This window comes from Campylobacter sp. RM9334, from assembly GCF_020138145.1.
In the GTDB taxonomy this organism is placed as follows: Bacteria; Campylobacterota; Campylobacteria; order Campylobacterales; family Campylobacteraceae; genus Campylobacter_E.
The window spans coordinates 15,910-27,253 of record NZ_JACGAX010000024.1 but is presented as its reverse complement, the minus strand read 5'-3'; the positions used below and the strand labels follow the sequence as shown (position 1 = coordinate 27,253).

Sequence of the window (11,344 nt, the reverse complement as noted above, 5' to 3'; positions counted from 1 at the left end):
GCAAGTTTTGTGCATAGACAATTATCAAAGCAACAATTATTAAAACGTTTTGGTCCTATTGATTTAAATATTCAAAATGAAAATATTAATAATGACAATAAAATTAAATTTAAAAAAGAACCTATACAACCAATTGCAAAAACAAGTAATTTATGGCAAGAATATATTCAATATGAAAGTGAAAATAAAAGCAAATTAGATTATAATTTATCGCAAATTAAAATTAAAAGAGAAAAAATTAAAAAATCTTTTAAAGGTTGCAATAAATTTACATTTTATAAATTAAAAAAAGAATTAGAAGATTTAAACCAAGAACAAAAAAATACATACAAAAAGCATAAAAAAATATCTTGGAAAGATTTTTTAATCTCAAAAGCACTTGAAAATAATGAAGAAGCTATTAAAATTTTATCTAAAAAACAAATAATACCGGATAAAGACGACAATACTATTAGTTCAGAATTAAATAATAGAAAGGTTTTTAAAGATATAAAATGTATTAGCAATGATGGTTTTATTGTATATGAAAATAAGCAAAGTAAAATGATAGATAAAGGAGATTTTTTAAAACTTAAAGTAGATATTAAAGATAAAGATTTTATTTTAGATTCTCTTTTAAAATCAATGGAGAGATTTGGGCGTGTTTTAGATATTAATGGTAGTGATGATTTTAAAAAAATAATATTAGATGTAGCAAATGAATATAATTTAGATATTGAATTTAAAGACATAGCTATGGATAAAATACATAAATCAAATCAAAGTCATAAACAAATTTTAAAAACTAAAAATACATTACTAAGAATAGTTGATTTGCAAATTAAAAACATAAATAAAAATGATAGTATTGATAATAACAAGAAGGAAAAAATAATCAAATCATTTAATAAAACAAAGGAAAAATTATTAAATAATAATGCAACTTTTTTTGCTGGAGAATTTAAAAAACTTGGTTTTGATTATAATGATATAGATTCTTTTGAAACCTATGAAGTTAATATACAAATTGATGGATTTAAAGTTAATGATATAAATAACAATGGTTTAAAAGCTATGAACAATTATTTATTAAACAATATAAAAGATAAAGAAGAATTCAAAAAAATTAATAAGTTTGTAAGTATTTTTGAAAAATTAGATAAAATCGTAGATGTTGCTAAAGGTTTTTATGAAAATAAAAAAGTTGATGTTGATGAATTTATAAATAAATATAATATGCAACTTGAAAAATTAGATAAAAAAGCTAATGCAATTAAATTAGATAGTGAATTAAATATAAAAATTATTGATGATATGTATCATAAACTAAAAAAACAATCTAAATATGATTTAAAAGTTGAAATCATAGAAAGTAATGATATAAATTTCAATGATTTTTAAAGGATATATATGAAAAATAAATTAAGTTTTAAAGAACAAGTGGAATTTTTTAATAATAAAAATATAATAATTGATATTAATAATGTAGGAGATAATATAAACCAAACAGAAGTGTTTAAAATTTTAAAAGAAAGAAATTATTTTTTTAAATTTAAAACTTTTAATAAGTGTTATGAAAAAAATAATAATGGTGTATATAAAAATTTAGATTTTAAGTCTTTACATAGGTTTGGTATTTTAGATACAAGTTTTAGGTCATTAGTATTGGAGTTATCTCTTATATGTGAACATTTATTAAAAACAAAAATTAATTATTTATGTACTACTAATAATCAAGATGATGGTTATATTAGTGTGAAAGATTTTTTAAATAACTATGTGCCGAATGAATTAAAAAGATATTATAATGGTAAAAAAAACTATTACACCGAATCTTTTATGACAAAATATAGTTCTAATTTTGCAGTATGGAATCTTTTGGAAATTTTAACATTTAGTGAAACATTAGATTTTTATAATTTTTATATAAATAAATATTATAAAGGTAAGGATTTAAAACAATTGATACTTAATGAGTTATATGCAATTAAGAATTTAAGAAATGCTGCAGCACATAATAATTGCATTTTATATTTATTGGGAGATAATTTACAAAAATTAGGAAATAAATATACAGATAGCAATAATCAACAATCTAAAGGATATTCATATAATATAAAATATATTTTATATAAAAATAATATGAATGATGATTTGGGTAGAGAATTTTTATTACACGATTTTTTATGTTTAGTATATGTTTTTAATAAATTATGTCCTAAAGGTAAATTAAAAAAACTTGGTAAAAAGTCAATAAAAAATTTCTTTATAAAGTGTGAAAAAAAAGTATGGTTTAAGATTCCTAGAATTGTAAAATATAAATATTTATTTATCAAAAAAGCAACTAGAATAATACTAAAATAGAACCACATATCTTCTGTATGTGGTTCAGGCTAGAAGCCTTTGTTCTTTCCAAGTACTGTAATTATATACTTAAAAAGGTAAATATATCTTATTTTAAATTTAATGAATCAAAATAAGTTTTAAAAAATGTTGGATTTTCTATGATAGCTCTAAATTTTCTTCCAGTAGTTGATAAATTATCAGTTGTTTTTAAATTATCACATAAAGTAGCAAAATTATTAATTTTATTATTTTTTATATATTCTAAAACACTTTTATAGACTTTATTCTCCATTCTGCTCTCCTTTTATTATTTCTTAGCTATATTACATTATTCTTTTACAAATAATTTAAATCTAATATAAGCACTTCTACCCATTTTATGTTTGGCTGCTTCTTGTGTTAATTCAGCAGCTTCTTCTTCCGTTAAATGGAAAAGCACACTTTTTGTTCTTTTTGGAGTTTCATTTATATTATTAATATTAGAAGTTTCGCCCCTAGCAGCATTTATAAAATCATTTTCGCTTAGTTTTTTAAATCCCATTTTTTATCCTTTTATAAATTTTTTTGTTTTTTCTAATAATTCTTGATAAAATTGTTCAAAGTCTTCACTTGCTTTAGAATTATCAAATTCATTTATGCTTTTACCTTCAATAACAGCTTTTCTATATGCTTGTCTTTCATAAATTACACTATCAAGTAAATATATATCGCTAATATTTTTTTCATCTTGTAAGTCTTTTATATAGTTTTGTAAATTTTGTAAATCTTTTTGCAAAAACGGATTAGGAGAAACTCTATTAGTTACTACAAAAACTAATAGATTGTGATTAAATTCTTTTGCTTCTATTATTAGTTCAAACATATGATATAAAACACTTACATCGTATTGGCTTGGTAGTGTCGGAATAATAACTATGTTAGAATTTAAAATTGCTTTTCTCATTTCTTTACTATCACGACCACCAGTATCAATAATAACTGAATCAAATTTATCTTTCATAAGTTTTATTTCATCTCCTAAACTTACACCAGTTTTACATACATTACTAAATATAGGCTTTAGATTGTTTTGACTTCTCATATCTGAAAATACTTCAGTTGATTTTTGTGGGTCAGCATCAATTAATAAAACACTATCACCATCCAAAGCAAGTCTAGCAGCTAAATTGACAGCTAATGTTGTTTTACCACTGCCACCTTTTTCATTGATAATAGAAACTACCATTATTGTCTCCTTTTTTTAAAATTTTCATATAGGTAGTAAAAACTAAAATTATACATTTTCTTAATTACGATAATTATATATAAATAAGCTTAATATTATATAAAATATATATAAAAATTATATCAAATATATATTAAAATTATATTATAGTAATATGCCTATAATTAGTCCAATAAGTAAAAATATAATCTGACCTATTACAAAAGCTATAAAAATATTCTTTTTATTACAGTCTATATTTTTTTCATTTTGGTGTTGGTTAGAATTTGAATTAGGAATTTTATTTAATTTTAGTTCTTGTAAAATTTGATGATGTTTTTTAAACTCTTCTTGAATATCACTTATTAAACTTTGTTTATAGCTTTCTAAATCAACTTTATTTTTTATTTTCACCCTTTCAAGTTGTTTTATATAATCATCAAACATAAGTTCGTTAGCTGTAATGATTGCAAAAATAGGGTCATTTTCATCTAGTATTAAATGATGTTTTTTTGCTATCTCATCTATAATTTGTTTTTTATCCATTTTTTACTTTTCTTACTATACCTACATATTAATCAAAATTATATAAATTTTCCAAATTTAGTTTTCTTTCCAAACCTAAATATTTATTAATGGTTGCAATATTAACTTTAGGTTTTAAATCACTATTATAAATTTCAACTTGATTAAACATACCAGTTTTTTTATCTAAAATCCTTGAATATATTTTCATATTATCAACTAAGCCTGATTTTTGAACTTCTTTAATATTATTTGCCAGATTATCAACTACTATATCGTGATGAACTTTATCTGTAAATCTAGCTTCATTTGGATTTGTTTCTAACATTTTTTCATATCTTTCAAGACAAGATTTCCAACTAATATCTTTATGGCAAGTTTGAATTAATACATTTGTGTTATAACCATTATCTTTAAATAATTTTAGTGTTTTAATCGGTGTAGTAGCGGTTCTAAAAGTTCCTTCAATTACTATATTTAATTTATTTTTGATAGCTTTATCTAAAATCATTTCAGTAATCATTCCTGCAAATTCAGCAGTGTGTTTAGGCGAATCTTTGCCATAAGTAGCTTGTAAATTAGCATAATTTGGATGATATTTTCTATAATCATCTCCATTTATTACGATAACATTGCTATTAAGCTCTTGTTCAATAAGCTTGATTAGTTTTGATTTACCAGCACCAGGCTGACCACCTAGAACAAATGCTTTATAATTATTAACGGGTGTAATATAATCTTTTTTTACATCGGACCATATTACATTAAAAATATTCTCATCAATTTTCATATTTTAGCCTTATTTTTTTTACTTGTTCTTTGGTGCTTTCGTAATCTATATCTTCTTCATCAGTAGAGTATAACCATTGTTTTATTTCGTACATTTTATTTAAATCATCTTGAGCTTCTTTTGTATCTCTATTTTTAATCAAATATCCAAATGTTGCATATTCTAATAAAACATCTTTTTCCATAATTGTTGCCATTTTTTCTCCTTATTATTTTTTCGCATAGGTAGTAAAACTAGATCTATGCGTTTTTCTAACTTTTTAATGATTTCAAATGCTAAGATTTAAAATTATGTTATTATATATAATTTATATAAATATTATATAAAAATAATATTAAAATGTTATTATTTTTATAAGTTTTTTTATATTATTTTCATATTGTTTTACAATACCAAAATATCTACTATCATAACTTCTTATATGTTCTCCTAAAGCAATAAATTCATTATCTTTTAAAATAGTTTTTAATTGATTAAAGTGTAACGGCTGGTTAAAGGTATCGTATTTAAATATTTTTGTATTTGTTTGTAAAATATTATTGATATAAACGCCATTAGAATTAATTTCAATCAAATCTCCTTTAGTAGCTGCAATCTTTTTTATAAGATATTCATTTATAGTAGGAACTTTTAACATAACCAAATCTCCTTTAACTAATGGTCCATCTACTTTTTTATATAAGCCTAAGGGCATTGATTTTGTTGTATTAATAACTAAACCAAAAGAAAAAAATAAAGGAATAACTATTAAAACAAATGCAGCTAAGCTAAGTATTAGATATTTAATTATTTTCGTTATTGATTTACAAATATTTTTCATTTTTTAAATTATTTATATAAATTATATATATTTTTTATATAAAAATAATATAATTTATATATTAATATCCTATTCCTTGCGATTGCTCTTTCTCAAGGTTTTGTTTAAAGCTTTTTAAATTAACCTTAATAAGGGTTTCAAGTTTTTTATAATCACAATCCATAGCTTTTATACTGGCATCTATCATTTTGTCTTTATCAATTAACCTTAGGTCCAATTTATACCCTGTGTTTTGAACTAATTGATTTATAAATATTTTTTGGGTTCTTCCGTTGCCTTCTCTAAATGGATGTAAGGCATTTAAATCTCCAATAAATTCAGCTAAATTTTTTGCTAGTTCATCAATGCTTTTACAGTTTTTAAAATAGTTTTGTTTTTCTAAATTAGAAAAAATACGATTCACTTCATTTGGTATAAATTGCCCATTGCAAAACATACTATCTCCTTTAAATATAGGTTCTAATAAATTAAGTTCAAATCTATCTTCGTTACAAGTTCTTCAAAACTTAATTTATTTTCTTTCATAATCAACATAACCTTTTTCTTTATATTCTGCTAAAACTTCATCAACACTTAAGCCATAAACAGTTTGCTTTAACATCATAATAATATCTAATTCATCAGCGTATGAATTTTCTATTGCGTGGCTACCTATAATGCCTTTTATATCTTCATAGTCTTCTTTACTCACATCGTTTTTATATCTTTTTAAAATTTCTAAGCTTTCTTTTAGCGAATTTGACTCTTATAATTTTTCATTTTTTTCTCCTTTTTTAATTTTAAAGAATTATATCAAAATAAACTTAAAATAATATAAGATTTATATATTTTTTATATAAATTTTATATATAAAAAATATAAATTATATATAACTATAATATAATTTTAATTTGTTCAAATACTTTATCTCTAAATATTTTTAGTCTTTGTTTTGACATAAGTGAAAAGCTCTTATCTTTTAAACTTTCATCAAAAGTTAGATTTTTTGAAGTTAGTTCTAAAAGGTCCTTTCCGTAAGTATCTTTGCTAAATTGTTTTAAATATATTAATGCGTTTATTTTTTCTTTTATGGCGTTATATTCTTGAGTGTTTTCAAAATCACGTAAAGAACCGTGATATTCATTACACCAAACAATAAAATTACAATTAAAATTATTTGCTAACTGAACTAAGCCTAAAATTGTATCATCTTGAGCTTGCCCGCCAACTATTGGAACGTGAAAATATATTTCTATTTTTTCATTTTTTAACATAGAAATTATTTCATTTTCTTTTAGGTAATCAATTAATGGGATAAATGTTGTAGCACCTGAATCTATAATATAGTTTTTCTTTTCTTTAGAATATGCTAGTTCAATTATCTTATCAAATTCTCTTACATTAAATTTACCATCATCATCTATTAGTTTTAAAAAACTTGCATCTAATGCTTTGATATTGCATAGTGTAGTGTTGTTTGGGTCAGTATCTATTGCTAATATACTTTCTTTATTATGTAAAAAATATTGGCATAATAAAGAGCTTATAAAACTTTTTCCTATACCGCCTTTACCATTTAAAATAAAATGAATTTTAGTCATTGTTAATTTTCTCCTTTTTACTGTTCGCACAGGTAATAAAATTAGAACTATGCGTGTTTTTATATATTGTTTAATTGTTCTGAATACTCAACTTTTGACCTATCGCTAAACACTGGATCTTTAAAATATAACATTTGTTTCCCATAAATTGCAGGTTTGCCTGAAATGAAAATTAACATATCTCCTGGCTCAATTATTAATTCATTTTTGTCTTTTTTAGCTGATGGAATCCTCATACATTCATCAGGCGTTATTAATGGTCTTTGAACTTCCTGCATTGTTTCACTTACATTATCTAAAACTGCTTGAAGTTTTTTGCCGCTGCTAGTGATTGAACGCTTAATGATGGTAGTAGTTCCTGACATTTCTGAAAGTAGTTTTGCTGTGTGTATATTATTAGGTGCAAATGCAATTCTAACGTGACAATTTGAAGTTATACTTTCTTTATCTGTGTATAAATTATATAATTGTTGAAGATCTTGTATAATACCATAAAACTTAATTCTATATCCTGCCCAATAAGCCAAGCCTTCTTCTAAGGTCGCAATTTTACCTACACTAGTCAGCTCATCTCCCATAAACAATAATCTGTGTTTATATGTTTTTTCTTCACCTAATTTTACATCAGTTAAGGTCCTAAAAATTTGATTAATAATTAAATTAAATAGCGGCTTTAATCTATCTTTATCTGAAGGTGGAATAATTAAATATAAACTTACTGGTTTATCGCTATTCATAAGCTCATTGATTTTAAAATCGCTTTTAGCTGTATTTTTTGCCAAAATAGGGTCTATATATAAATTTAAGCTTTCACTTGTAGTTCCTATAACTCCTGACAATTCTTGACTTGCTTTATTTTTCATAGCTCTTGCTATACTTTGTATTATTTCATTTGTATCATCTCTTGCAATATCACATTCAAGCATTTCTTCAAGTATTTCATCTATACTCATTTTAGGATCGTTTAAGAATTTATAAATATCTGTAAGATTAGGGATATTGTTATTTTTATTTTTTGCAATATGTAAAGAATAAAGTATTAAAGCAACTAAAAAATTTTTTGCTTCACTTCTAAAATAACCTGTTGAACTACTTGTTTTTTCATCTGGAGTATCCCCTTTATAAATTATATTAATAGCTATGTTTTGAGTATCTTTTATTTCAAAATCTGTATTAATTCTAATTTCTTCTAGTATATTAAATCTTATTGAGCCATTAGGGTTTGATGGGTCAAATTTAAGTATTTTATTATTTGCATATTTTTGTCTCCAACCTGCTGTAAAGTTAAAAAGTTCTGATTTAATATCTAAAATAATTGCACTTTCTTCCCAAGCAAGTAATGTTGGCAATATTAAGCTAACACCTTTACCGCTTCTTGTTGGAGCAAAACATAAAATATGTTCTGGACCATTGTGTCTTAAGTAATGTAAAGTGTTTTTATATTGATAACCACCAATATAAACGCCTTGGTTTGTATTTAAAACACCTGTTTCTTTGATTTCATCTAAACTAGCCCAATGTGCAGAGCCGTGAAGGTCTTTAATAGCTTTTGATTTTCTTGAATAGGCTATTTTAATTATTACAAAAAATAAAAATGCTAAAGCAATTAAAGAACACATAATTAAATAAAATTTTCTAAAAAAATCAGGATAATTTGAACTATATTTTATACTCCAAAAAATCCAAGAAAAAGGATTGTATAAATCATAAGCAAGGGTTTCTCCAAGAGCAGGAGAATAATTAAAAGTCCCTGCTAGATATTGTGTTCCAATAGAACTTATTATTATAATTGCTATAACTACTCCAAAAAAAGCAAATAAAAAAACTATAAATTGATTTTTATCTTTATTCATATTAATATCCTATGCCAATATCTTTTGTGATATTAATTTGTTTATTAATAGCTTTGTCTTTACTTTGTGAATTTGCACTTAATGCTTTTTCTGTTGTTAATTGTTTAGCTAATTGTTCTTTTATTTGTTTAGTTACTTCTAATAATTTCCTAGAACGCATTAAATCATTAAAATCACTATAACCTTTTTGAATTTCTTCTTTTGTAAATTGTGGCAATACAATTTTAATATCTTTGTATTTATTTTTAATATCGTAAGCTTTTGTTTTTCCTACGTTTGGTTTATTTTCTAGTTCTTTTTTAATATCATTGTCAGCTGCTATTGTAATCTGTATTTTTGGGTATTTTTCTTTAATATTAGCAATGACAACTTCAAGATTTCCAGCATCAACTGCCATAACTGTTGTTTTTTTTGTAGCTTCATAAACACTAGCAGCAGTTGCAAAACCTTCACAAACAAAAATTTCATTTACATTATTAAGATTTTTTGCTCCAATAATAAAAAAATTACCAGTTTTTTTTGATGGATATTCTATGTTTTGTTCTTTTTCTTCTTTAGTTCTAATTAATCCAATCATTTTATCGCCATTGGAAAAAATTCTTTGAGAAGTCCAATGTTTGCCTTCAATATCACTTAATGGTATTAATAGATTTCCGAATTCATCTTGTTTTAAATAATAATTTTTTTCTAAACCTTTATTTTGTAAATAGGGGTGTTTGTCATAAGCCCATTTAGCATTGTTGTATTCTTCTTGTGCTTTTAATGCACTAGCTTCTTGTTTTTCTAACAATTCTTCTTCTCTAGCTAAATTTATATTAGTATTTTTTTCTTTTTGGATTTGTATTTCTTGTGTTTTATCTTTTGTTTGGTTTAAACTTAACGAGCTTTTCCAATTTTCTTTATATCCAGTTTTAAAATTTTGAATATGTCCTGCAGGATGGGCATTTAAAAATCCTACATAAGCCCCACTAAGATTTCTACCTTTATCATCATAAGTTCTTACTCTACGTAATTTTCCATCCATTATAGGTTCATTTACATCGAGTCCTGCATCATTTAATGCTTTTGTAAATTCTGCTTTTACTTCATCTTCATTAATTTGTATTTGCGGTTTTTGTTCTTGTTTAGTAAGCCATTTTTCTAATTTGTTTAAATCAGTACCTTTAGCAGCATACCAAGCTTTAGCTTCCTTATCCCACTTTGCACCTAGTTTTTTTGCTTCATCCTTATCTTTATAAGGAACATATAAATAAATTTTTTCTTTTGCAAGTCCTAAATCTTGATTATTCATATTTTGCTCCCTATTTTCTTGTATTATATTTTGTTTAGGTTGTGTATTTTGCTCAATTTCTAATTTTTGTTCTAGCGTAAAGTCTTCTAGAAAATTTACTATTTTTGTTGCATCTGAAGTTGCTCTAAAAATTTCATAAGGCTTATCTTGTAATATACTAACCCAACCATCAATATAAGATAAATGATTACTTGGGTCATAGTCAAGTCCAATTTTTGCACATAATAAAAAACTAGCAATTTCTGCTCTTAATTCTTCTTTAGCATATTCTTTTGTTCCGAAAGGATGGGCTAAATCTCTATTTAATCTATTTTGATGACCACTCCAATGCCCTAACTCGTGTAAAGCTGTTGAATAATATGCAATTTCATCTATGAATGCACTTTTATTTGGTAATGTAATTGTATCTTGAAATGAATTATAAAAAGCTCTTGAACCACCGTGTTTAATATTAGCATTAGATTTATCTAATATCTCTTGTGCTTCTTTAATAACTTTAAAATTATCAATTTTAGGTTTTTGTTTTAATTTTGGTAAATTCTCGCATTGTTCAGCATTAAAAACACTTGCAAAAAATACTTTAGGCGTTTCAAGTTCAATTTCTATTTTTTCAGACCTACCATTTTCATCAAGTATAATATTTCCATTTTCATCTACTTTATCAACCATTTCGCTAAATTGCCAATATTGAATAGAAGTTGATTTTTCGCCTTTTTTAACATAAGCACCTAATTCTTGTGCTTGTTTATATGTAAGCCATCTTGGATCATCATATCCTTGCATCATTAAATTAATTGAATTAATACCATTATAATTTTTATTTGTTTTTGGGTTATATGGCATAATATTATTTAATTCATCCGCTTTCCAAGATTTAATCCAAGGAGCAGTACCATTTTTTAAACTTTCAATTATTTTTTCAGCAGTATTTTGAATAAAATCTTGATTTTTCATAG

General features: G+C 24.1%; 14 protein-coding genes. 2 read left to right on the top strand and 12 right to left on the bottom strand.

Going from position 1 to position 11,344, the window contains the following annotated elements:
* A partial coding sequence (locus tag AVBRAN9334_RS08815; protein WP_336607600.1) for an LPD7 domain-containing protein occupies positions 1-1,380 on the top strand: 1,380 nt, incomplete at its 5' end.
* A 9-nt stretch (positions 1,381-1,389) separates the two neighbouring features.
* Positions 1,390-2,343 (top strand): Abi family protein, encoded by a 954-nt coding sequence (locus AVBRAN9334_RS08810; RefSeq protein WP_336607599.1) that lies wholly within the window; start codon positions 1,390-1,392, stop codon positions 2,341-2,343.
* Between the two features lie 88 nt (positions 2,344-2,431).
* Here AVBRAN9334_RS08810 and AVBRAN9334_RS08805 read toward each other — a convergent pair whose 3' ends face one another.
* The 12 genes from AVBRAN9334_RS08805 to AVBRAN9334_RS08750 all read right to left on the bottom strand — a co-directional run bounded on the left by AVBRAN9334_RS08805 (position 2,432) and on the right by AVBRAN9334_RS08750 (position 11,342).
* Positions 2,432-2,617: a hypothetical protein gene (locus AVBRAN9334_RS08805; RefSeq protein ID WP_336607598.1), complete on the bottom strand. Its 186-nt coding sequence runs from the start codon at positions 2,615-2,617 to the stop codon at positions 2,432-2,434.
* A 36-nt stretch (positions 2,618-2,653) separates the two neighbouring features.
* On the bottom strand, positions 2,654-2,866 hold the full coding sequence (locus AVBRAN9334_RS08800; protein WP_336607597.1) for a hypothetical protein: 213 nt from the start codon (positions 2,864-2,866) through the stop codon (positions 2,654-2,656).
* A 3-nt stretch (positions 2,867-2,869) separates the two neighbouring features.
* On the bottom strand, positions 2,870-3,550 hold the full coding sequence (locus tag AVBRAN9334_RS08795; protein ID WP_336607596.1) for an AAA family ATPase: 681 nt from the start codon (positions 3,548-3,550) through the stop codon (positions 2,870-2,872).
* A 144-nt stretch (positions 3,551-3,694) separates the two neighbouring features.
* A complete protein-coding gene (locus AVBRAN9334_RS08790; protein ID WP_336607595.1) occupies positions 3,695-4,075 on the bottom strand; it encodes a conjugal transfer protein TraM in 381 nt (126 codons plus the stop codon).
* A gap of 28 nt (positions 4,076-4,103) precedes the next feature.
* Positions 4,104-4,844, bottom strand: coding sequence for a zeta toxin family protein (locus AVBRAN9334_RS08785; protein WP_336607594.1), 741 nt, complete (start codon positions 4,842-4,844; stop codon positions 4,104-4,106).
* Entirely contained in the window at positions 4,834-5,040 is a 207-nt protein-coding gene (locus tag AVBRAN9334_RS08780; protein ID WP_336607593.1) for a hypothetical protein, read from the bottom strand. Before AVBRAN9334_RS08780 ends, AVBRAN9334_RS08785 begins: the two co-directional genes overlap by 11 nt.
* Positions 5,041-5,178: 138 nt before the next feature.
* Positions 5,179-5,664 (bottom strand): S26 family signal peptidase, encoded by a 486-nt coding sequence (locus tag AVBRAN9334_RS08775; protein ID WP_336607592.1) that lies wholly within the window; start codon positions 5,662-5,664, stop codon positions 5,179-5,181.
* A gap of 61 nt (positions 5,665-5,725) precedes the next feature.
* Positions 5,726-6,100 (bottom strand): Fic/DOC family protein, encoded by a 375-nt coding sequence (locus AVBRAN9334_RS08770; RefSeq protein ID WP_336607591.1) that lies wholly within the window; start codon positions 6,098-6,100, stop codon positions 5,726-5,728.
* A 75-nt stretch (positions 6,101-6,175) separates the two neighbouring features.
* Positions 6,176-6,355 (bottom strand): hypothetical protein, encoded by a 180-nt coding sequence (locus AVBRAN9334_RS08765; RefSeq protein WP_336607590.1) that lies wholly within the window; start codon positions 6,353-6,355, stop codon positions 6,176-6,178.
* Between the two features lie 181 nt (positions 6,356-6,536).
* Positions 6,537-7,244 carry a nucleotide-binding protein gene (locus tag AVBRAN9334_RS08760; protein ID WP_336607589.1) on the bottom strand — a complete coding sequence of 236 codons (708 nt, stop codon included), beginning with the start codon at positions 7,242-7,244 and terminating at the stop codon, positions 6,537-6,539.
* Between the two features lie 59 nt (positions 7,245-7,303).
* On the bottom strand, positions 7,304-9,097 hold the full coding sequence (locus tag AVBRAN9334_RS08755; protein WP_336607588.1) for a type IV secretory system conjugative DNA transfer family protein: 1,794 nt from the start codon (positions 9,095-9,097) through the stop codon (positions 7,304-7,306).
* A 1-nt stretch (position 9,098) separates the two neighbouring features.
* On the bottom strand, positions 9,099-11,342 hold the full coding sequence (locus AVBRAN9334_RS08750; RefSeq protein WP_336607587.1) for a zincin-like metallopeptidase domain-containing protein: 2,244 nt from the start codon (positions 11,340-11,342) through the stop codon (positions 9,099-9,101).
* Positions 11,343-11,344 lie beyond the last annotated feature (2 nt).